21 protein-coding genes and 1 pseudogene are annotated in these 21,153 nt (G+C 71.1%); 10 read left to right on the top strand and 12 right to left on the bottom strand.

The genetic code is table 11. The features are described 5' to 3' along the window. Nucleotides 1-30: 30 nt before the first annotated feature. From AB0B40_RS22100 to AB0B40_RS22085, 4 genes are read right to left on the bottom strand one after another with little or no spacing between them, the layout of a single operon-like run. Nucleotides 31-798 carry an ABC transporter permease gene (locus AB0B40_RS22100; protein ID WP_345046312.1) on the bottom strand — a complete coding sequence of 256 codons (768 nt, stop codon included), beginning with the start codon at nucleotides 796-798 and terminating at the stop codon, nucleotides 31-33. Then, on the bottom strand, nucleotides 798-1,823 hold the full coding sequence (locus AB0B40_RS22095) for an ABC transporter ATP-binding protein (RefSeq protein ID WP_345046311.1): 1,026 nt from the start codon (nucleotides 1,821-1,823) through the stop codon (nucleotides 798-800). Before AB0B40_RS22095 ends, AB0B40_RS22100 begins: the two co-directional genes overlap by 1 nt. Further along, nucleotides 1,817-2,605 carry a hypothetical protein gene (locus AB0B40_RS22090; protein WP_345046310.1) on the bottom strand — a complete coding sequence of 263 codons (789 nt, stop codon included), beginning with the start codon at nucleotides 2,603-2,605 and terminating at the stop codon, nucleotides 1,817-1,819. Before AB0B40_RS22090 ends, AB0B40_RS22095 begins: the two co-directional genes overlap by 7 nt. Then, nucleotides 2,602-3,801 (bottom strand): pitrilysin family protein, encoded by a 1,200-nt coding sequence (locus AB0B40_RS22085; protein ID WP_362265123.1) that lies wholly within the window; start codon nucleotides 3,799-3,801, stop codon nucleotides 2,602-2,604. The genes AB0B40_RS22090 and AB0B40_RS22085 overlap by 4 nt, the downstream gene beginning before the upstream one ends. Nucleotides 3,802-4,251: 450 nt before the next feature. Here AB0B40_RS22085 and AB0B40_RS22080 point away from each other — a divergent pair, with 450 nt between their 5' ends. Further along, the gene (locus AB0B40_RS22080) at nucleotides 4,252-5,295 is read left to right on the top strand and encodes a hypothetical protein (protein ID WP_362265121.1); all 1,044 of its coding nucleotides are present in this window, start codon (nucleotides 4,252-4,254) and stop codon (nucleotides 5,293-5,295) included. Between the two features lie 121 nt (nucleotides 5,296-5,416). Next, on the top strand, nucleotides 5,417-6,403 hold the full coding sequence (locus AB0B40_RS22075) for a cupin domain-containing protein (RefSeq protein WP_362265119.1): 987 nt from the start codon (nucleotides 5,417-5,419) through the stop codon (nucleotides 6,401-6,403). Nucleotides 6,404-6,427: 24 nt separating this feature from the next. On the opposite strand, the pseudogene AB0B40_RS22070 reads toward AB0B40_RS22075, so the two are convergent. Next, a pseudogene (locus AB0B40_RS22070) lies at nucleotides 6,428-6,502 on the bottom strand (DUF4440 domain-containing protein); the annotation flags it as partial. Between the two features lie 94 nt (nucleotides 6,503-6,596). Continuing rightward, on the bottom strand, nucleotides 6,597-7,577 hold the full coding sequence (locus AB0B40_RS22065; protein WP_362265117.1) for an alpha/beta hydrolase: 981 nt from the start codon (nucleotides 7,575-7,577) through the stop codon (nucleotides 6,597-6,599). A gap of 268 nt (nucleotides 7,578-7,845) precedes the next feature. Between AB0B40_RS22065 and AB0B40_RS22060 the strand changes: the two genes are divergently transcribed. Further along, nucleotides 7,846-8,664, top strand: a complete 819-nt coding sequence (locus AB0B40_RS22060) for an HD domain-containing protein (RefSeq protein ID WP_362265115.1) — start codon at nucleotides 7,846-7,848, stop codon at nucleotides 8,662-8,664. 77 nt (nucleotides 8,665-8,741) lie between these two features. On the opposite strand, the gene AB0B40_RS22055 is transcribed toward AB0B40_RS22060, so the two are convergent. Then, nucleotides 8,742-9,542: an alpha/beta hydrolase gene (locus AB0B40_RS22055; protein WP_362265113.1), complete on the bottom strand. Its 801-nt coding sequence runs from the start codon at nucleotides 9,540-9,542 to the stop codon at nucleotides 8,742-8,744. A 144-nt stretch (nucleotides 9,543-9,686) separates the two neighbouring features. Between AB0B40_RS22055 and AB0B40_RS22050 the strand changes: the two genes are divergently transcribed. Both AB0B40_RS22050 and AB0B40_RS22045 read left to right on the top strand, forming a co-directional pair. Continuing rightward, complete coding sequence (locus AB0B40_RS22050) at nucleotides 9,687-10,562, top strand: AraC family transcriptional regulator (RefSeq protein ID WP_345046300.1); 876 nt, start codon at nucleotides 9,687-9,689, stop codon at nucleotides 10,560-10,562. Nucleotides 10,563-11,331: 769 nt separating this feature from the next. After that, nucleotides 11,332-11,781: a DUF1931 family protein gene (locus AB0B40_RS22045; RefSeq protein ID WP_362265110.1), complete on the top strand. Its 450-nt coding sequence runs from the start codon at nucleotides 11,332-11,334 to the stop codon at nucleotides 11,779-11,781. Between the two features lie 218 nt (nucleotides 11,782-11,999). Here the strand turns inward: AB0B40_RS22045 and AB0B40_RS22040 are convergent, their stop codons facing one another. Then, nucleotides 12,000-12,461: a pyridoxamine 5'-phosphate oxidase family protein gene (locus tag AB0B40_RS22040; protein WP_362265108.1), complete on the bottom strand. Its 462-nt coding sequence runs from the start codon at nucleotides 12,459-12,461 to the stop codon at nucleotides 12,000-12,002. Nucleotides 12,462-12,914: 453 nt separating this feature from the next. On the opposite strand from AB0B40_RS22040, the gene AB0B40_RS22035 reads away from it, so the two are divergent. Both AB0B40_RS22035 and AB0B40_RS22030 read left to right on the top strand, forming a co-directional pair. Next, complete coding sequence (locus AB0B40_RS22035) at nucleotides 12,915-13,553, top strand: FAD-dependent monooxygenase (RefSeq protein ID WP_362265106.1); 639 nt, start codon at nucleotides 12,915-12,917, stop codon at nucleotides 13,551-13,553. Nucleotides 13,554-13,672: 119 nt separating this feature from the next. Further along, nucleotides 13,673-14,356 (top strand): DUF998 domain-containing protein, encoded by a 684-nt coding sequence (locus AB0B40_RS22030; RefSeq protein WP_362265104.1) that lies wholly within the window; start codon nucleotides 13,673-13,675, stop codon nucleotides 14,354-14,356. A 151-nt stretch (nucleotides 14,357-14,507) separates the two neighbouring features. Here AB0B40_RS22030 and AB0B40_RS22025 read toward each other — a convergent pair whose 3' ends face one another. Next, nucleotides 14,508-15,203 carry a glycerophosphodiester phosphodiesterase family protein gene (locus AB0B40_RS22025; RefSeq protein WP_345046293.1) on the bottom strand — a complete coding sequence of 232 codons (696 nt, stop codon included), beginning with the start codon at nucleotides 15,201-15,203 and terminating at the stop codon, nucleotides 14,508-14,510. A gap of 806 nt (nucleotides 15,204-16,009) precedes the next feature. On the opposite strand from AB0B40_RS22025, the gene AB0B40_RS22020 reads away from it, so the two are divergent. After that, nucleotides 16,010-17,575: a N,N-dimethylformamidase beta subunit family domain-containing protein gene (locus tag AB0B40_RS22020; protein WP_362265102.1), complete on the top strand. Its 1,566-nt coding sequence runs from the start codon at nucleotides 16,010-16,012 to the stop codon at nucleotides 17,573-17,575. 41 nt (nucleotides 17,576-17,616) lie between these two features. Here the strand turns inward: AB0B40_RS22020 and AB0B40_RS22015 are convergent, their stop codons facing one another. From AB0B40_RS22015 to AB0B40_RS22005, 3 genes are read right to left on the bottom strand one after another with little or no spacing between them, the layout of a single operon-like run. After that, entirely contained in the window at nucleotides 17,617-18,870 is a 1,254-nt protein-coding gene (locus AB0B40_RS22015; RefSeq protein WP_345046291.1) for a sigma-70 family RNA polymerase sigma factor, read from the bottom strand. A gap of 9 nt (nucleotides 18,871-18,879) precedes the next feature. Then, nucleotides 18,880-19,281 (bottom strand): YciI family protein, encoded by a 402-nt coding sequence (locus tag AB0B40_RS22010; protein ID WP_362265100.1) that lies wholly within the window; start codon nucleotides 19,279-19,281, stop codon nucleotides 18,880-18,882. A gap of 41 nt (nucleotides 19,282-19,322) precedes the next feature. Beyond that, nucleotides 19,323-19,616 (bottom strand): hypothetical protein, encoded by a 294-nt coding sequence (locus tag AB0B40_RS22005; protein ID WP_362265098.1) that lies wholly within the window; start codon nucleotides 19,614-19,616, stop codon nucleotides 19,323-19,325. An 80-nt stretch (nucleotides 19,617-19,696) separates the two neighbouring features. On the opposite strand from AB0B40_RS22005, the gene AB0B40_RS22000 reads away from it, so the two are divergent. Both AB0B40_RS22000 and AB0B40_RS21995 read left to right on the top strand, forming a co-directional pair. Further along, nucleotides 19,697-20,497, top strand: a complete 801-nt coding sequence (locus tag AB0B40_RS22000) for a phosphotransferase (RefSeq protein ID WP_362265097.1) — start codon at nucleotides 19,697-19,699, stop codon at nucleotides 20,495-20,497. A 179-nt stretch (nucleotides 20,498-20,676) separates the two neighbouring features. Next, entirely contained in the window at nucleotides 20,677-20,808 is a 132-nt protein-coding gene (locus AB0B40_RS21995; RefSeq protein ID WP_362265095.1) for a hypothetical protein, read from the top strand. Nucleotides 20,809-21,153 lie beyond the last annotated feature (345 nt).

The following is a 21,153-nucleotide window of genomic DNA, read 5'->3' as shown; positions in this document are numbered from 1 at the left end:
GATGAAGTGCGGATGGGTACACGTCTACTCTCAGGTGTGCGTGAGGGTGCCGAGCCTGCGGACACGGCGCAGTACACGGGCCAGCAGGAGCGCCCCGACGAGGTAACCGGACAGCCCGAGCAGGGCGACGACGGAGATGCGCGCCACCGGCCGGGAGACCGCCGCGCCGTCCAGGGCGGCCCGGAACAGGTCGGCGCTCCAGCTCAGGAACACCAGACGGCCCAGTGGCCTCAGCCAGGCCGGCAGCGTCGACAGCGGCACCAGAACGCCACTGAGCAGGTACAGCGGATAGTTGAGCGTGTTCTGCACGATCCGCGCCGACGGCATCAGGACGAACAGCGACGACAGGATGCTCGCGGTCCCGGCCATGGCGGCCGCGTTCGCCAGCAGCGCGACGGCCAGCACGACGGGATGCGGTACGGCGATCCACCGGCCGAAGCCGAGCCCCGCGACCAGCCACGCCTCCGCCATGGCGGTGATGCCCAGCAGGCTGACCGCGCAGATCCGGCCCACGACGACCACCGACAGCCTGCACGGCGTCGCGATCACCGCTTCCAGCGTGCCCTGGCCGCGTTCGTCCGTGATGATCTCGCCCGCGATGCCGAGGGCCAGTGCCCACTGGCCCATGAGCGTCGGGGCGACGACGGAGAACGACGTGAGATCGGTGCGGTGCGCGTGCTCGGCGATCGACAGGAACACCGCCGTGAACAGCGGCGCGGTGGCCCACACCTGCAAGGTGCCGGGGGAGCGCGGCGCGAGGCGCCACTGGAAGCGCAGGGACGCCAGGAAGAGGGCCATCAGGTCACCGCCATGCCCCGCCGGCCCACCAGGTGCAGGTACACCTCGCTCAGGTCCGGCCGGGCCGTGCTGACCTGGTGGACCCCCGCCCCCGCGAGGACGGCGAGGACCGAGGAGGTGGCGGACGGCTCCTCCGTCTCGGCCTCCAGCCGGCCCGCCTCGTGCCGTACGGCGACGACGCCGGCGATCGCCTCCACCCGCCGCGCCAGTTCCGCGGACACGCCCTGGGCGACCACCCGCTCGTAGCTCGACAGCAGCCGGCCGACGGCGTCCGTGTCCTCCGTCATGATCAGCCGGCCCCGGTCGATCAGCGACACGCGGTCGCAGACCGCCGCCGCCTCAGCCATGTCGTGCGTGGTCAGCAGGACCGTACGCCCCTCCTCCCGCAGCTCCGCGACGAGCGTCCGGAAGTCCAGAGCGGCCACCGGGTCCATCCCCACCGTGGGTTCGTCGAGGATCAGCACCCGCGGGTCCCCGACCAGGCCGCGCGCCAGGTGCAGCCGCTGCTTCATCCCGCGCGAGAAGGTGTCGACCCGCGAGTCGGCCCGGTCCAGCAGCCCCACCCGGTCCAGCAACAGCTCCGCACGGGAACGCAGTACGGAGCGGCGCAGCCCGTACATCGCCCCCCAGAACCACAGGTTCTCGCGGGCGCTGAGCCGTCCGTACAGTCCCCGGTCGCCGCCGAAGACCAGTCCGATCGACCGTCGAACGGCCCGCGACTGCCGGGTCACGTCCAGGCCGAGCACCCACGCCGAACCCGTCGTCGGCTCCAGGGTCGTCGTCAGGATCTTGCACAGCGTCGTCTTGCCCGCCCCGTTCGGGCCGAGCAGGCCGTGCACCTCGCCGGGCGCCACCCGCAGGCTGACTCCGCTCAGCGCGGTCACCTCACCGGCCGCCCGGCCGCGCCGGTCGGCATAGGTGCGCCCGACGTCCTCGACGACGATGGCGTCCGTCACCGCCTTCCCGTCCGGGGTACGTTCCCACGCGGCCCGGCACGCCGGGCCGTGCTCCTCAGTGCTCACCACGGGCTCTCCCAGAAGCAGTGGTCGACCGACCAGTCACCGGCCACGAGGGCGCGCAGCACGCTGTCGGCGCCGCGCGCCGCCTCGGGCTCATAGGGGTGTACGACATGGCCGCACAGGGGACGCCCCCCGGTGGCCCGTACGGCGGCGGCCACCAGCGCGGCGATGGCGGCCCGCCGGGTGCCCGCGTCGTCCACCAGGGTGTCCACCAACTCGGCGAACTCCTCGCCCGTCACGCTGTCCTGCTCGCGGACCAGCACGGTCCCGTGCCCTATCGGCTCGCCGTGGAGTTCGGCGATGAAGGACAGCCGGTCCGGAGCCTCCATGACGGCCGTGACACCGGGGTGGCCGGGCTCGACGTCCTGGCCCGGGTACGCGTTCCGGAACGCCTGTACCAGCCAGGCCCGTACGCGCGGATCGTCGGCGGGGGTCGCCGGCCGCACGGTGAGCCCGGCGGGGGAGGGAGCGCCGGCGCCCGGAGCGGCGGGAGTGCGGTCGTGCCGTACGTACGTCAGCCGCGGCCGCCACGGTGCGGGCAGCCGCAGATCGCCGGCGACGCGCAGCAGCACGGCGTCGGCCTCGTCGCCGCGGTCGCGCAGTGCGCGGCGCAGTGCCTCCAGCGCGTCGGGCGAGACGGGCAGTCCCGGGTCGCAGTACTCCACCAGCACCTGCCGGCGCCCGGTGAACGGGTCGTCGCAGCGGTCGGCGACGAAGCCGAAACCGCCCGCCTCCTGGAGGAGTCCGGCCGACGCGGCCCGGCCGAGGTACTCCTGGAGGGCCGTCACCGTGCCTCCGGCCGGACCACGGCCCGCCAGCCGCTCAGCACGTGCGCGGCCGCCGCGCGGAGATCCTCGGCGCCGACCGAGGCGATGTTCGCCACCTCGGCGGCGGGCGACCAGCCGACCGGGCCGCCGCTGCGCAGCGCGAGGAAACGCGCGCATTCCAGAGGGGTGTCGACGGAGGTGTAGATCCGCATCTGCGCCTGACGCCGGGCGGATTCCAGGTCGTCGGGCTTGGGCCCGTCCGCCGCGATCTCTTCGAGCGCCCCCCGGATCACGGCGAGCGCCGCGTCGCCGTTGCCGGAGTCGACGCCTGCCAGGACCCGCCACGCGCCCGTCTCCCCGTAACCGCGGTTCCACGACTGGAACGCGTAGGCGAAGCCTGCCTCTCCGCGCAGCCGGCGGTACAGCATCGACGACGGGCTCGAACCGAGCAGCTGCGCCAGGACGTTGAAGTGCGGACGGCGCGGATCGTGGTTGCCGACCGAGCGCGCGCCCGCACAGACCCAGGCGAACTCGTCCGGCCACGGCACCGGGCGGCCGGGACCGGGCGCGGGCAGCGAGGCCAGGTCGCGCTCAGCCGTGCCCAGACGCGCCAGCGCCTCCGCCGGGACGCCCGCCACCAGCGGGTCCGCCGCCGCGGGGACCGACGGTCCGACCACGATCAGCGACAGGTCGGCGGTCAGCAGCCGGTCCCGGTGGCCCGCCGCCATCGAGCTGACGTCGAAGGCCCCCACGGTCTCCCGGGTGCCGCCCACGGGACGGCCCAGCGGGTGGCCGGGGAACAGGTGGTCCAGGAAGGCGTCCTGCACCACGTCGCTCGGGTCCGCGGCGGCCGCCGCCAGCTCCTGGAAGACCGCCGCCTTCTCCTGGGGCAGCGTCCTCTCGTTCCACCGGGGCTGCAGCACCGCGTGCTGGAGCAGTCCGGTGATCTCCTCGGCGTCGTCCGCGTGTACCTGCGCGTAGAACAGCATGCGGTCCAGGCCGGTCTCGGCGTTGGCGTGGCCGCCCAGCCGCTCGACGTACTCGCTGAACGACGGGACGGAGCCCACCGGCGCGGACATCAGCACATGTTCCAGGACATGAGCGAGACCGCACTCCTGCGCCGGATCGTCCCGTGAACCGTACTTCGAGGCCAGACAGACCGTGGTCGTGCTCAGCCGCTCGTCGACGACCGCCATGACCGGCAGCGGCCCGTTCATAGTCCGGAATTCGTACAAGGAAAGCACTCTCCCTCAATGGTCCTCATAAGCGAATGCCGCCACCCGAAGGTGGCGGCATTCCACTTCAGGTGCTGATTCAGCGGCTCTGCGGCTTCACCTTGTCGAGACGCGGACGCAGGATGGAAGCGTGCTTCATCATGTGATGCTCCTTCGTTGGGAATTGATCGAGCGAAATGGACTGTAGGCGGGTCCGGGACGGCCGGGCAACGGCTGCTTCCGTAATCCGCACCTCGCCCTCACCCCACCCGTCGGAAACCCGCGCCGCGCCCGTGGACGCGTGTTTTCCGGAATGCGCATCCCACGGGTCCGCCGGTCGTCCGCGAGGCTACGATGCTCGAAATTCCGCCCCGGTACGAGTGCGCCGGCAAGCGTACGACCGTCCTTCCGTCCCCTGTCGCGCCGGCCGGCGCCATTCCCTGGAGGTGCACCGTGGACCTGTCGCTGAGAACCGTGCGGGAGGTCATGGGCGTCGACCCCGACATCCGGCTGGGGCTGGTCCTGGAGCGCGCCGGGCGCCGCGACCAGCGCCTCGGCGGCACCGTGTGCTCGCTCGCCGCGGCCGAGGGCCACCGGATGGGAGCGCTCGGCACGGCGTTGCTGGACGCGGAGCGGGCGCGCCGCGACGAGCACGAGCGCATCATCGACCTCGTAGGGAGAACGGGCCGCGCCGACGTCCTCAAGGGAGCGGCGCTCCAGCGCTACTACCCGCCGGGCGTGCTGCGCACCAGCAGGGACGTGGACCTGCTGGTGCCGGACGAGGGCGAGCTGTGGGCGGCGGTGGCCGCCGTCGCCCGCGAGAGACCGGTGGACGAGGCCCGGGTGAGCATGCTGGACAGCGGTGGCCGACGCCACTGGGCCGTGGCCCTGAACTGGCCCTCCCCGGAATCGGACCTCGACTACGTGTACGCGGCGGAGTTCCTCTCGGCGCCCTTCGTCGGCAACTCGACGACGGTCCCGCTGCGTGCGGAGTGGCCGGCCAACCGGACGGTCGCCCATCTGCTGCTCATCGCCGAGGAGTTGTTCCAGCAGCCCCTGCGGGGGCGGGACGTGGTCGACGCCGCCGTCCTGGTCGACGCGATGACGGAGCAGGACGTGACGGACCTCCACCAGGCGGCGGGGCACTGGATGCTGGCGCCGGAGGTGCAGGAGGCGCTCGCGCGGGTGAACGCCGTGTCCGGCCTGGCGACCGAGACCTCACGCGTGCTGGCGCGGGACCTCTCCGCCGCCGCCGAGCGGGAACGGGCCAGACGGGCCGCGGGCGGCCCCGGTGACGGCACCGCGACGGCCGTGCACTACGGCTTCTCCCTCGGCCCCGCGCTGAGCAGTCCCACCGTGGTCGTGGAACAGGACGCCGAACTGACGGTGGTCCGCTGTCCCGTGGGCGGATACCTGATGGTCGACACGCTCTCCGTGCCGTACGAACTCGCCCGGACAGCCCTGGACCGCTATCCCGGGGCCGTGCTGCCCGGCTGAAAACCGGTGAAGCACCGCTGACGAACAAACCGCGAAGCTGAGCGAATCACAGTTGCCGAGTCAATCACCGATGACGAGACAGCCTCTCCGAAGAAGAGAGAGCTTCTCCGAAGAAGGGACGATGGCCATGCACGCGCCGACGCTCGCCCAATGGGTGGGAGATCCAGCCGATTTCATCGCCTCCTACTGGAACAAGCGTCCGGGCGTCTTCCACCCGGAGGGCGGCGGCCACAGCTCCTTCACCCTGGCCGACCTGGACACCGCCATGTCCACGGGATTCTTCCGGGAGCCGTACGTGGAGATGTGGGACGGCGACAAACTGCCCGCCAGGAAATTCACCACCACCCGGACCGTCGCCCGCGGCACACCGGCCGGATTCGCCGACGCCCGCAGAATCCGGGAACTGCTGGACAAGGGGGCCACCCTGCTCCTGCGCTGCGTCGACCAGTGGCACGCCCCCACCCGCACCCTGCTCGCCTCCCTCGCCGCGGAACTCGGACGGCCGGTGGAGGCGTTCTTCTTCGTCACACCGGCGGGCCGCCAGGGTCTGCCCCTGCACCGCGACGACGCCGACGTCCTGGTCGTCCAGGTGGCCGGCAGCAAGACCTGGCACATCCACGAGGGCCCCGCGGACGAGAACTGGCACGCGGGCCGGGTCACCGACCAGGACGGACCCCGGCCGCCCGAGCTCCTGCGGACGACACTGCACCCCGGCGACGTCCTGTACGTCCCGCGCGGCTTCGCCCACCGGGCCTCCGGGGACCAAGGGCTCTCCGCGCACCTGTCCCTGACCGTCCGCGAGGTGGGTGCCTCCGATCTCGTCGACACCCTGCGGTCGTTGATCGCCGAGGAACTGAGCTTGCCCGAGCGGCCGTTGGGGGAGGAGGCGCTCGCCTCCACCGCGGCCCGGCTGCTCACCCACACGGCCGAGCGCCTCGCCGGGCTGGACGCGGCGAACCTGGTGAACCGGGCCAGGGCTCGTGGCCGGGCCGGCATGCCCCCGGCACCCGACACCGGCTCCTTCGCGGAACTGGCGGCGCACTGGTCGACAGCGCCGGCCGACGGATACCCGGCGGAGCACCGGCAGACCGCCGGCGCACGCGGATGACCGGCACGCCACCGACCCCGCCTCACCGACCCGGCCTTCGGTGTTCTGGCATGCGTGCAGCAGCCACCTCCCATCCTCCTGCTTGGTCATGACGTACAGGTCGCGTCCACCGACGCCGTGAACGCACCGTGGTACACGGCCCGGCCCAGCCGCCCGACCGCTCCCGGACACCCCCCGCGTTTCCGGCAGGTCGTCAGCCGGGCAAGGAGGAGAGCCAGTCGGTGAGGAGCCGGTTGATCTGCGCGGGGCGCTCCTGCTGGATCCAGTGGCCGCAGTCATCGAGGATGTGGGAGGAGACCAGGCCGGGCAGGGTGGTGGGGAATGCCTTGATCGCGTCGGCCATCCACGTGGTCGAGGCGTCCAGGCCGCCACCGACGAACAGGGACGGCTGCGTGATGGGGGCACCGTCGAAGGCGGCGAGATCTTCCCAGTCGCGGTCCATGCTCCGGTAGCGGTTGAGCGCCCCGCTCACGCCGGTCCGCTCGAACTCCCCGCTGTAGTGGTCCAGGTCGCTCTCGCTGAGCCAGGCGGGCGGCCGGCCGGTGGGAAAGCGGTCCCGCAGCCTTCCTCCCCGGCCGACGAAGTGCGGGTCGGGTGCGTCGGGCGCGGGTATGGTGTCGGCGGACAGGGCGGCGTAGAAGCCCGCGAGCCAGCCGCGCACGTCGGGCTCGATCTCGGCCTCGGCCCGTCCGGGCTCCTGGAAGTAGGAGACGTAGAACTCCTCGTCCCCGCCCAACTGCCCGAAGACCTCACTGGGCCGCGGCCCGCCGCGCGGGGCATAGGGAACACTGAGCATCCCCACCGCGCGGAAGACGTCCGGCCTGACGAGGGCGGAGTTGGCGGCGATGGCCGACCCCCAGTCGTGGCCGACGACCACCGCGGACCGTTCGCCCAGGGCCTGCACCACGGCGGCGTTGTCCTCCACCAGCTCCAGCATCCGGTACGCCCCGGGGTCGCCGGGCTTGGAGGAACGGCCGTAGCCGCGGACTTCGATGGCGGCTGCGCGGTACCCGGCTGCCGCCAGGGCCGGCAGCTGGTGGCGCCAGGAGTACCAGGATTCCGGGAAACCGTGCACGAGCAGCACCAGAGGTCCGGTGCCCTGCTCCACCAGGTGGATCCGGCCCGCGGGCGAGGAGACCAGCCGGTGGGTGACTTCCGTGGCCTGCTGCGACATGAATCCTCCAAGATCCTCGTCTGCGGTGCGCCGAGATCGGTACCCCATCCTGCGGGCGACGGCGCGGGCGCGGCGAGGCTTGTTGCCGGTTCGGCAAAACGCTGGGGCGGCGTTCGCGAGGGGCGTCAGGTACGGGGGAGGAACAGCCATCCTGGCGAGAATCAGGGGCTTACCGGCACTTTTGCCGCTGTCGGCCGTACGAAGCCGTTCATAGGCTCTGGGCATTCAACCGCTCAACCGCTCATCCCGCGAAAAGAAGGCTATTGGCGTGTCTGACAAGGAAAACGAGGCGGAAAACGTCACCCGGCGCACGGCACTGGGGAGGGGCGTCGGTCTCGCCGCGATAGGCGCGGCCTCCGTGCTCACCACCGCTCTGTCCGACCCACCGGCCGCTGCCGCGTCGGGGCCGGTCCCGCGCGACAGGACTGCCGACCCGACCGTCGAGACCCTGCCTCGGAGGGTGGCCGGCATCCCCCTCCCCACCAGTGAAGTAGTACGCAGAACCGCGGCATTCGTACGGGGCGTGTCCTCCGAGACGCTCTTCAACCATGTCATGCGGACGTACCTCTACGGCTGTCTGCTGTTCGACCGGCGCGGTGTTCCCTACGACCGCGAACTCGCCTTCCTCGCCGCGGCCCTGCACGACCTCGGGCTGGTCGAGGCCTACCGGACCCCGACCGAGCGTTTCGAAGTCGACGGCGCCGACGCCGCGCAACTGTTCCTGCGGAGACAGCGCGTGCCCGCCGAACGAGTGGCGGTCGTCTGGGACGCGATCGCCTTGCACACCAACATCGGCATCGCCACGCGAAAGAGGCCTGAAATCGCCATGGTCGCCATCGGCTCCGGACTCGATTTCACAGGCAACGGTCTCGACAGCATCCCGTCCGACATTCGCGAAGAAGTACTCGGCGCTTACCCCAGAGAAGGATTCAAGCAGGACGCGCTCGACAACATACTGTCGCTGTGCCGTACGAAACCCATGTCGGTACTCATGCACCCCTTCGCCGAGGTCGGCCGCCGTCACATCCCGGACTTCACGGTGCCCACGGCGGAGGACCTGCTGCTCGCCGCGCCCTTCGAGGAGTGATTCCGAGGGGCGCGAGGAACCTGGGCGGCCGGTGTGCGGTACGGCCGCCCGGGCAGCAGGCCCGCTCCTCGCGCCGGTCAGTGCCGAAGGTGCGTGAGGAAGTCCCCCAGGGCGGCCGCGACGGCGCCGGGGGCTTCCACGGGGAGCAGGTGGCCGACAGCAGGGACGGTGGTCAGGGTCGCGTGCGGGATGTGCGGCAGGAGGTACTCGCGCAGGACGCGCGGAGGCTCCACCGCGTCGTTCTCCGCGGCCACCACGGTCACCGGGATCTCGATGCCGCGTACGGCGCGGGAGATGTCCTGCGCGATCCCGCGCAACGGCCACTCCTCCCGGGCCTCGGCACTCCCGGCGAGGCTGTCGCGCACCGCGGTGGTCCGTACCGCGTCGGGCAGCGGTGCGGCGGTCAGCACATCGTCGAGGGCATGCCGCACCGTCTCGGGCGAGTCGTACGCGTGGGACAGGCCCCGCCGGTACTCCTCGGTCACCGTCGGGGGCGGCTCTGGCGGCGCGGGCGCGACGAGCACCAGGCCGGCCAGTCCGGTCGGCCGGCGGGCCGCGACGAGCTGGCTCACCTTGCCGCCCATCGAGTGCCCGACGAGGACGAACGGCCCCGACACGCACGCGCCGACCACGTCGGCGAGATCGTCGGCGAGGCGGTCGAGGTGGCAGGGCCCGGGCATCGCACGCGAGGTGCCCCAGCCACGCTGATCGAAGCGGACCGTCGCCTGCCCGGGCGGCAAGTGGCCGATCACGCCGTTCCAGGTGTCGGCCGAGCCACCCCAGTAGTGGACGAACACCAGCGCAGGCCCGGTCCGGCCCCCGACGCGCACATCAAGGGTCCCACCCGCCACGGGCACCGGCATTGTCGTTTCCGTCATCGTCGCACCTCTCACATCGGCTGCGCGCAGCGGCCACCGCCGTGTGCCGCGGCCTCGAACGCGTAACCTGACCTGCCAGTCAGGCTTTCGTTCAACCGTAGGAGAGGCGATGTGGGCGCCCCGGTGAAAAAGAATCCAACGCTTGTGGAAAACGGACAGCACGCGGTACGGCAACTGCGCTACCTGCCTGCCGTCGGATCTTGGCACGGCGTGGAGGTCATGGACTTCGCCGCGCTGCGCGTCATGGACACCCGCCGCCGTCGCGTCCTCCCGCAGCGCCCGGATTTCCACGTTTTCGCGCTCGTCGGCTCCGGCACCGGCACTCACGAAGCGGACTTCCACAACTACCGCCTGACGGAAGGCAGCGCCGTATGGATCCGGCCCGGCATGGTGCACCGCTGGAGCGACATCGACGCCTGCGACGGCCCCCTGGTCCTCTTCCGGCCCGGCTTCCTTCCGGGCTGCACCGCGGCAGAGGCCACCGCCCCGGCGTGCTGGCAGCTGGACCAGCCGCGTCTGGACCTCGCACTGCTCGCAGCCGGACACCTCGGCCGCGAGCACGACATGGCCGCGAGCACACCGCGCCTGGCATCTCCCGCACTGCTCGGCCACCTGCTGGCGGCGCTTATCCTGCGTGCACTGCCCGACGCACCGGCCCCGACCGACGCGCCACGGGCCGCCGGCCGGTACGCGGACGTGTTCCTCGCCTACCGGGCCGCGGTCGAGGAGCACTTCACCGACTGGCACCATGTGGCCGACTACGGGCGGGTGCTCGGCTACGACGTGCGAACCCTCACCCGGGCCTCGCGCGCCGCCGCCGGCACCGGCGCCAAGACCTTCCTGGACCAGCGCATCCTGCTGGAAGCCAAGCGACTGCTCGCCCACACCGACCTTCCCGTCACCGGCTGCGCCCGGCGCCTCGGCTTCCGGGACGTCGGCAACTTCACCACCTTCTTCCGGCGCCAGGCCGCCGTACCCCCTGCCGCCTGGCGCACCGCGTACGGTGCAGCACGTCGATAGCGCGCTCCGAGTGGCCGGTGGGGCCTCATAGGGAAACCGAAACACCGACGGGACGTCCTTCTCGACGCCGAGCCACAGGACGCCCGCCGGCTGCCGGGCGTCTTCGACGTGCCGCTGGCGGAGTCGTGTCGCCCGTAGGCTTCGGCCGCGGGATGAAGGTGGCCGGCTCCGGGTGCTCGCTCGTCGAGATGTCTTCTTGTCGGAGCCGACCGTGATCGTCGATGAGTGCGGCCCGGTGCGATAGAGCACGCGCATCGTCCCTGGCGGAGAGAACCAAGTTCGTCAAGCATCCCGTGCACATGCGCCACGGCGAGTTCCATGTCGGTGTACTTGTTCTGTCCGGCGCCGCTCCGCGGAAAGAATTCCGCAGCGGTGGACTTTCTCGAAGTGGCCGTACGGAAACTTGTACCGGCCTTTATTACCCGGTTCCTGTTCGTTGTCCGCGCCGAGGTCCCACTTCTGGCGTTCGTCGAGGCCGCGCTCCTCCGGGAATTGGTTCCCCTCCTTGCCGGAGGGCCCGTGCGCGCTCCAGGCCCCCGGTAGCCGAGAACCACCTGGCGCTCCTTGTCCAGCCTTTTCGCGTGATCGAAGACATGTTTTGCTCAGCTTTACCATGAAAGGTAGCCCCCCGCGCCGCGCCGTACCGGGGGCTGGCGAAGTTCGCCTCCGGCCGTTTCCGCCGCGTTCGTCCTGGCATGCGCAGGCGGCCCATGGCGATCCTCTGCGACCCTTGACCGGGCGATCACCCATCGTTGAGGAGGCGAGAGGCATGACCGTCATGGGGGTCTCCGCATTCGAAAGGTTCTTCCGCGCGGCCGCGAGTCTCGACGTGGACAAGAACGACCTGAAGCGTTACAGCGACTTCGTGGACGACAAGCTCTACGATCTCCTGATCGTCGCGCAGGCCGCGGCCAAGGCGAACGACCGCGACACCGTCGAACCGTGGGACCTACCGGTCACCAAAGGGCTCCAGGAGAGCATCCACCGGTTCCGGCAGCTCGACCAGGAGGTCGAACTCAAACCCATCCTCGAGCAGCTGGCGAAGCACCCCCCGCTCGACCGGGCGCCGACCGAGGAGACCGAGGCACGATATCCCGAACTCCTCGGCGGCTTGAGCGTGGCTCTCGCCGAGACGTTCAGGATGGTCTTCCCGGATCTCAAGAACCCTCAGACCAAGCACTGGGAGACCGTGACGAAGATCTTCAACCTATTGCTGTAGCGCCCGGGGGCAGCTCGGGCCGATGGGGGCGTCCAGACCGGAACGATCCGCTGAAACAGTCACCGCACCCACGATCGTGATGTCTCCGGCCCGCGCCAGGTCAGCGCGGCCGGCCAGCGGACCTACGGCGTCCGTTGTCAGGTGAATCCGCGCGCCGAGCAAGCCCGGTGCCGCCATGACTGCCTTGAGGGACGGCCGTTGTTCCAGCCATGTCCCGTCTACTCCAGCCATGTCCCGTCGCGCATGATGACTCTCCCGTGTAGTTCCGGCTCGCCGCGCCAAGCGCGCACAGTGCTCGGGACCACGCGTACATACAGGAAAGAACCCTCTTCCACGCGTGGGTCCCACCCGAACTTGTCGGCGAACGCCTCCGCTGCGTCTGCGGGCACCTCCTGGTCCGGGAAGCACTCCGCGTCACCCTGGAGGAGCAACACGTCGAAGGTGTCCGGCAGCGACAGGCGCACGCGCGGCTCTCGGCGGACGTTTCGCGCGGTCACGGAAGTGGCGCCGGTGCACATCCACACTGCTCGCCCGTCCCACAAGAACCACAGCGGCACCTGGTGCGGCCCGTGATCAGGTTGAGCTGTCGACACCCAAACGTCCCGCTCGGTGACGAGCCGTTCCAGAGCGTCGCGCACACGCTCCGCCGTCTGCCGACGAACGATTCCTGTGGTCTCCATGAGGACCGACCCTAGCCAGGCAGACGCGAATCGCACCTGAGGCCCAGGACTTACTCCCAGCGACCGATGAACCCCTCAGCCTTTGGCTCGGAGCGACCAACTTCGGTGCTTATCTCCCGTAATGGCCGGCTCGTGATCGTGCCTGGTGGCTGCGTCGCCAGGAGGACCAGCTGAGCCGGTGGGCAGGCCGTGAACCGGCCGGACGGCAACACTGGGGCCAGGCCCTCAATGTGCACCTGGGCGGGCGCGTGATCATGGTCTTCCGCCCTCTCAGCGCCCCGGCCCCCCGCCGGGCAGGGCCGCGGCCCAGTGACCCGCTCGGGGGGTTCTTCCGTTCCCGCTTGGCTGTCGGACTGGACGGCCATGTGAGCGTACTGTCACGGTACGTGTTCAATCCGTGGAAGGCGGGAAAGGCATGCGTCAGTTGCCGGTTACGTGATGAGGGACACCGAGATGCGGGAAACGACCCAGGTACTGGTCGCCGGAGGCGGCCCCGCAGGAACGACCGCGGCCGCGCTCCTGTCCCGCCAGGGATTCGACTGTCACGGCTTCACCCGCAAGGCGGGGGCCTTCTGGTCCTCCTCGGACCGTCACGACGCAGAGGCCACCTTCCGGTGTCTCGTCGATGCCTCTGGCGCCGAGAGCGACCACCCCTGCACCAGCGGCACGTTCTGCGGCCCTGGCTACTACCTCACAGCCGACGCGGCCTGCTTTCTCGACCCGCTGCTCTCCGCCAGGGTCCATCTGGCGACGTACGGCCGCGTGCTGCTGGCCGCTGCCGCGATCTGCGGCGCGCTACGCGGCGACGTAGACGAAGCCCGCGTCCAGCGCTTCCGCGCGACCGCCTACCGGCATGTCTACGAACGGCTGTTCATCCTCGCCGGCGCCTTCTACAACATCCACGACGCCCAGGACGACCCCGCCGCCGCCCTCTTCAGCGCCCTGCACCGGCCCCCGGACAGCCCGTACGCCCACGGGCTCGGAGGCCACGGCACCAGCCACCTGCTCCCCTTGCCCGCCCAACCCGCACAGGCAGCGGCCGGCCTCAACCTGCCCCTGGACCCGCAGATCGGCCAGCGCCGCACGACATGACACCCACCAGAGCGGCTTCTACCCGGCGACGCGGTCACAAGCCGGAGGACGAAACGCCGAACGCCGAATCCCAGGGTGGCCGACAGCGGGGACAGCGCCTCGCAAGTGGGAGAGGACACGTGCGACGTCGCATCTTGTCTGCCGCTTCGCTGCTTGCGAGCGCGGTGCTGTACAACGACTGGCTGCTGCAGTTGTTCGTGCCCACAGGACTGGCTCAGGCCGACTCGTACGTGAGCGAGGCATTCGCCGCGGACCAGCCCTACCGGACTCTGTTCGCAGGCGTGGAGCTTGCCTGCGCCGCCCTCATCACAGCCGCGGGCGTGCTCGGCATGACCAGCTCACACCGAGCAGGCACAGCGCTGCGCACCGGGTGGACGGCGGTGACCGCCATCGGACTGTTCTCGATCGCCGACGTGCTGCTCCCCATGCGGTGTGCGCCCTCTCGAGAGTCCGGCTGTCCGCCGGACAACGTCTGGCACACCACGACCAGCGCACTGGTGCACCTCGCCCTCTTCGCATCGATGGCGCTGTTCACCTGGGCGGGCAGGTCCCGGGCCGGCGGGTGGGAGCTGGTCGGCCGGTGGGGGCCCTGGCTGCTACCGGTCTCCATGGCAGCCGCGGTCTCATCCGTGGGACCGTACTTCGGCCACTCCGGGGGGCAGGGGATCGCCCAGCGGATCCACTTGGTGACAGTAGGCTGCTGGTTCGCGTTGCTGGCCGTCGAGCTCGTCCGTGCGAAAGACGGTCCGGCAGGCACCTCCACGCTGACGGAAAGCCTCCCCGAGACTCGAACACTCACCTGAACCGGCACACATCAAGGCGAGCTGCACACCGTGGCCACACCGGGCACCCAGCCGGGAACCAGTGGAATTCTGTCGCGGGGGACTGCGGCCACGGCGTTCGAGCTCTCGTCTGACCCCACGGGAGGGTTGGCTCGGTCCCGGATCGCTGACGTCAGGCCGTGGCCTCGACCAGCCGTTTCATGCCGGGCTGGTCGGTCACGCAACCCACCAGGCCGAGCATCCGGGCCAGCGTCAGGTCGCGTTCGTCGTTGACGGTCCAGGCCATGACGTTGATGCCGGCGGCGCCGCACTTCTCCACGATGGCCCGGTTCAGCTGACGCAGTTCGACGCTGACCAGGGTGGAACCGACCTTCTGAGCGCGGCCGACGAAGGTGTCGCGGTGGGCGCTGGGGCCTGCCACCAGCACGGTGCGGGCCTGCGGCAGCAGGCTGTGGATCTCGATCAGCGCCGCGTCGTGGAACGACAGCACCGAGACCCGGTCCAGCAGGTCGCGCTCGGTGAGCAGCCTGGCCAGCGACCGGGCGGCGGCCACGTCCTTGATCTCCGCCTGGATCGGCACCGTCGGCCCGACGGCGTCCAGCACCTCCTCGAACGTGGGGATGCGCTCGCCGAGGCCGGCGTCGAGTTTCTTGAGCTGCGCCAACTCCTGGTCAGCGATCGGGCCAGAGCCGTCCGTCGTGCGGTCCAGTGTCTCGTCGTGCATCACGACCAGCTCGCCGTCCTTGCTCAGGTGCAGGTCCAGCTCGATACCGTCCAGCCCTTCGCGTTCGGCCCGCAGGAAGGAGCGCAGGGTGTTCTCCGGCTCGGCGGCCATGACACCGCGGTGGCCGATGGTGAAGAAAGACACTCGGTTGCCGTCCTTGGGTGTGGTGGTCCGGGGCAGCCGCACGAGCGCCGTGCCCCACCGGGCGGTGGGGGACCGCCCGTCGGAGCACCCAAGCGTAATGGGGCCGTCTGCCCGAGCTCCGTGTGCCTGTACCGCGTCGGAGCTGGTCCCCAAGACGGGACGGGTGCATTCGGGGCCGGATCGTCGGCGGCCGGGACCGGGGCGGAAGTTGGGGCGGTGCGGCCGAGGGTGCCGAGGGCTGCCTGAGAACGCGCCGCCCGGTCCGGGCCCGCAGTGTTGCGGCGCGGGCGGTGCGTCGGCTCATCGCGGCCAGGCCGGCCGCCAGGTCGAGGCCTCGCGGGCGGCGACGGCCTCAGCAGTGTCGGCTCCGGCGTCGCCGGCGGTGGGCGTGAGGCACGCTCCGGCCATCCGCTGGACGTCTTCGGCACCGGTCGGCCCAGCGACCATCCGCGCGGCCGGCCCTTCGGCGTGTGGCGGATCGGCGGTGACCCGGTCGTCGGCCCGAGGGCGCCACACGCCCTGATCGAGCTTCATACGGGGTGTGGCGGCGGCCGGGCCGTAAAAACGTGCGTGGCGCCCCGTGCTGCCTGCGCGGTGGCGGCCCGGCCGGCTCAGCGACGCCACCCACCACGACCACGTGGGCATCGGCTTGCGTACCTGACGCGCGTCACCCGAACGGACGTACCCGCCGGTGTCCCGACCGCCGGGCCCGCGCCGCCTTCCCACCGTTGGAGGCCCGGCTTCGCGGGTTGCGCCGGTCGAACGGGTGTCGGGACGCTGGAGGGCGACACGCATCGGGAGGCGACATGACCCCGGTACACGACACCCGGCACTCGGACGGCCCCGGCCGCCGGCGTTTCCTCGCTCTGTGCGCGAGCGCCGGCCTCGGCACGGCCGCCGCAGCGTGCACGGCCGCGCCGTCGCATCCGCGTTCCCCCCACGCCTCGGCCGCGCCTGACGGCCGGCTCCGGCCCGAGGCGGAGCGGGACGCCCCGGGCACCGCCGACTGGCGGCTGGGCACCACCGGCCCGCCGGACGCGGTGGCCGGCTACCCGGACCGGGTCAGCCTGACCCCGGGCGAGGAATTCGCCCTGCACGTGTCGACCACGGCCGCGTCCTTCCGCGTCTCCGCGTTCCGGGTCGGCTGGTACGGCGGACGGCAGGCCCGCCGGATCTGGGTCTCCGGGCGTGTGCCGGGCCGCGCTCGGCCGGCCCCGCGCGTGCTGTCCGCCACCCGAACCGTGCGCGCCGACTGGCCGGTGACGCTGCCGGTGGACACCTCGGGCTGGCCCGAGGGCGCCTATCTGCTGCGGCTGGAGGCGGACAGCGGCCACCAGCGGTACGTCCCCCTGATCGTCCGTTCCACCGACGGCACGGGCCGCACGGTCCTGCTGCACGCTCCGGCGACCTGGCAGGCGTACAACCGCTGGGGTGGCAGCAGCCTCTACGCCGGCGAGTCCGGGGCGTACGCCACGCGTTCCCTGGCGGTCAGCTTCGACCGTCCCTATGACGGTGACGGCGCCTCGAAGTTCCTCGTCTACGAGCGGGCGCTGGTGGTGCTGGCCGAGCGCCTGGGCATACCGCTCGCCTACACCACCGGTCTCGACGTCCACCGGGACCCGAGGGTGCTGCTCGGCGCGCACACCGTGGTCTGCCTGGGCCATGACGAGTACTGGACGCCGCAGCAGCGGGCCCATGTGACCGCGGCCCGGGACGCCGGCACCAACCTCGCCTTCCTCGGCGCGAACACCTGCTTCCGCCGGGTGCGGCTGGAGCCCGGAGAGCGGGCGCAGGACCGTACGGTGGTCTGCTACAAGACCGACTACCGTGCCGACCCCTACTACGGCTCACAGCCGGCGCTGGTCACCACCGACTACCGGCTCCCGCCCGCCGCCGACCCGGAGTCCTCCCTGACCGGGGTGCTCTACGAGGGCTTTCCGGTCGACGCGCCCTATGTCGTGCGGGCCGCCGGCCACTGGCTGTACGAGGGCACCGGCGCACGCTCCGGTGACGCCTTCGCCCATCTCGTGGGCGTGGAGTACGACCGGGTCATGCCCGGCGCCCCCACCCCCGGCCCGCTGGAGATCACCGCGCACTCACCGCTGGTGTGCGGCGGCCGGCCGAGCCACAGCGACTCGGCGTACTACACGGCCCCCGGTGGAGCGGGGGTGTTCGCGACCGGCACCATGCGCTGGGTGGAGAGCCTGCTGGCCGGGACGGGTGAACTCGGCCGGGATCACGGTATGGACGCACGCACCCGCGCCTTCGTCACCCGCACGACGGAGAACCTGCTGCGCACGTTCGCGCAGGGCCCCGCGGCCCGGCACGCACCACCGCCTGCGGACGACGTCCGTGAGGTGTACGGCGCTTGAGTGGACCGTGCGCAAGCTGACGGCCTCTCATGACCGGTGGCTCACCTGCCCACTCGCGCGGCCAGTCGGGCGGCGCGGAGGCTGAGGAAGTGCCGCTCCGGGAGGCTGGCGGTGCGGTGGGCGGCGGTGCGGTAGTCGGTGATGGCGGACTCCCGGTCCCCGGCGAGTTCGTGCAGATGGGCGCGGACCGCGTACAGCCGGTGATGGCCGACCAGCGCGGGCGGCGGGTCGGCGAGCAGGGCGAGGCCGGCGGTGGGCCCGTCCACCATGGCGGTGGCGACCGCGCGGTTCAGGGTGATCAGTGGGTTGTCGGAGATACGGGCGAGCACCCCGTACAGGGCGACGATCTGCGGCCAGTCCGTCTGGGCGGCGGTGGGCGCCTCGTCGTGGACGGCTGCGATTGCCGCCTGTACCTGGTACGGGCCGACCGGGCCGCGTGGGAGGGCGGCGCTGATCAGCGTGACGCCCTCGGCGATCGCGGCTGCGTCCCATCGGCCGCGGTCCTGCTCGGCGAGCGGCACGAGTTCGCCGTCCGGGCCGGTGCGGGCGGGTCCGCGCGCCTCGGTGAGCAACATCAACGCGAGCAGACCGGCCACTTCGGCGTTGTCCGGCAGCAGAGTGTGGACGGCCCGGGTGAGGCGGATCGCCTCCTGGGAGAGTTCGACGCGTCGCAGCTCGGGGCCGGTGCTGCTGGTGTAACCCTCGTTGAAGATCAGGTAGAGGACGTGCAGCACCGCGTCGAGCCGTGCCGGCCACTCGGCGGCGTCCGGCATCCGGAGCGGCACCCCGGATGCCTTGATCCGCTGCTTGGCCCGGCTGATCCGCTGACCCATGGTCGCCTCGGGGACGAGGAAGGCGCGGGCGATCTGGCCGGTGGTCAGGCCGCCGACCGAGCGAAGGGTGAGCGCGATCGCCGAGGCCGGCGACAGCACGGGGTGGCAGCACAGGAACAGAAGTGTGAGGGTGTCGTCGCGCGCGCTCTCGTCCCCCGCGTCGGCGCCGGGGGCGGACCGCCGGTCGGCCGGGATCTGCCCGGCCACCAGTTCCTCGCGCCGACGGCGGGCCTGCTCGCTGCGGACGTGCTCGGTCATGCGGCGGCTCGCGACCTGAACCAGCCAGCCGCGCGGGTTGCGCGGCACCCCCTGGGCCGGCCACTGCGTGGCGGCGTCCAGCAGGGCCTCCTGGACGGCGTCCTCGGCGGCGGCGAAGTCCCCGCAGCGTCGGGTCAGCAGGGCGACGACCTGCGGCGCGAGCGTGCGCAGCAGGTCGTCGACGGCTGGTTCGAAGGTCGTCACAAGGGGTGTCTACAGCTCGGTGGCCGGGGCCGCCATGATCTGGCGCACCTCGATCGGCATGTTGAGCGGCCGACCGCCCGGGCCGGGAGCCGCGGAGACAGCGGCGGCGATCTCGATCGCCCGCTGCTCGGTGTCGCAGTCCACGATCCACCAGCCCGCCACCCACTCCTTGGACTCCGGGAACGGGCCCTCGGTGACGACCGGCGCGCCACCGCTGTGGGAGCGCACGATCCGGGCACTCTCCGGCATGGCCAGGCCCTGGGCGTCGACCAGCTCACCAGCGGCCGCAAGGCCGGCATTGGTCTGCTGCATGAACTGGATGTGCGCCTGGATCTCCTCGGGCTTCCACTCGTCGAGCTTGGGGAAGTCGGCGTTCTTCTCGCTGAACTGCATCAGCAGCATGTACTTCATGGTTACGCTCCTCGGTCGTCGTGCCGCCCCGGGCGGGGCTCTCACGCGTAGGTAGAAGCACGCCTGGCGTTTTCGACATCCTCGGCGGGATTCCGCGAAAAATTCAGCGGCCGGCCCGCGGGGACGGGCTCGCCGGACTCTCCGTAGCTGTACTCGACGATGAAGTTGTCGCCTGCACCGGTGAGGATGAGCACTTCGACCTCAAGGTCGCCGGCGACGTCGGAGAAGGCGAACGCGATCTCGTCGCGGGCGTTGCCCGGGGTCCACATCATGCTGTCACCCTCCGTGTGGAGGGTCATGGTGACCACGCCTTCCGGTGTGCGGTCGAATCGCACGTTGTCGTACCGGCCATGTAGTCCTCGAATTGGTGGAGGACCGGCCTGCGCGGGGCCGACCTGCCGGTAGCGTGATCGTCATGATGGCTGAGGGCGAGGCGCTGATCGGCGGCATGGCGAACGCGGGGGCGGTCTTCCGCCACGGTGAGCTGGTGGAACGCCCCGCGCCGTGCAACGCGCGCGCCCTGCATGCCTATCTCCTTGCGCTGAAGGAACACGGTTTCGACGCGGCGCCGACCCCCGTCGGCCTCACCCCGGACGGCCGCGAGCAGCTGACCTTCGTCCCCGGCGACGTGCCTCTGCCGCCGTTCCCGGACTGGGCGATGACAAAGACCGCGCTGGAATCGGTGGGGAGCCTGCTGCGGCGCCTGCATGGGGCCAACGCGGTCGTCGCGGTCGACCCCCATGCCGGGTGGCCCCGGGATCTTGCCGATCCTGAGGGGGGAACGATGCTGTGCCACAACGACGTGTGTCCGGACAACGTCGTCTTCCGCGACGGCCGCGCCGCTGCCCTGATCGATTTCGACCTGGCGGCCCCGGGCCGTCCCCTCTGGGACGTCGCCATGACCGCCCGTTACTGGATACCCATGGTCGATCCAGCGTCCGCGGCCGCCCTTTACCCCGCCGGGCTGGATGCGCCCGCGCGGCTGCGGATCCTTGCGGACAGCTACGGCCTCTCGCTGCTGGACCGCGCGGAGTTGCCGAGCGTCATCGAACAGGCCACGGAGGTCTGCCGGGCCTTCGTCGCCCGCCGCGTCGCTGACGGCGATCGCGTCTATCTCCAGGCGCTGGACGAGCGTGGTGGCTGGGCCCGCTGGGACCGCATGCAGACCTGGCTGACGGACCAGCGCGAAACGTTCACGGCTGCCCTGCTGAACTGACCGGCCGGACGTTCGACGGCCGCCGCCCCCGCGGGCGGCGGGCCGTCCCCGGAGTGACGTCATTCCTCGGGCTCTGGCTCAACTTCTGTGGCCAGTGGCAGAGTGCTACTGAGCTTGATCGAGTGATGTCGGGACGGTTCGCCTGACAGCGGTCTGTCGGTTCCGGTAGCTCCTGGGGTGTGAGATACGCGCAGGGTGGTGGGCTGACCGACTCGGAGAGGACCGCGCGGGAGCAGATCCGGTTGCAGGCTGTCGTCCGCTTCGAGTGCGGGAAGACGAACTACGCGGTCGCCGCGGCTCTGCGGGGGTGAGCGAGCGGTCGGTGGAGCGGTGGCGCCGGGATGAGATCGCGTACCTCTTCCGCCACCTCCTCGAATCCCTCCTCGTCGTCCTGCGCATGGAACTTGAAACGTGCGATCACAGCGGCGGCGCATCGACGAAAGGACTCGAGGCCTCTGTTCACGTGATGGGCCGCCGCTGACTCGATCTTGGGAATCTGCACCACGTGACCACTGGCCAGGTCGACGGCGATGCGTCCGAACAGTCCACTCGTCGCGATGGCGCCCAGTCCCCGCTCACCACCCCCCGAAGTACACAGGCTCGCTCAGCGGCCGGTACTCGTATCCGATCAACCCGCCAGGGATGCCGCTCTCCCT

Origin of the sequence: Streptomyces sp. NPDC042638, assembly GCF_040647235.1 — a bacterium.
Classification (GTDB): Bacteria; Actinomycetota; Actinomycetes; order Streptomycetales; family Streptomycetaceae; genus Streptomyces; species Streptomyces rameus.
Note: the sequence above shows the minus strand (reverse complement) of the source record. Positions and strands in the feature narration are given on the sequence as shown.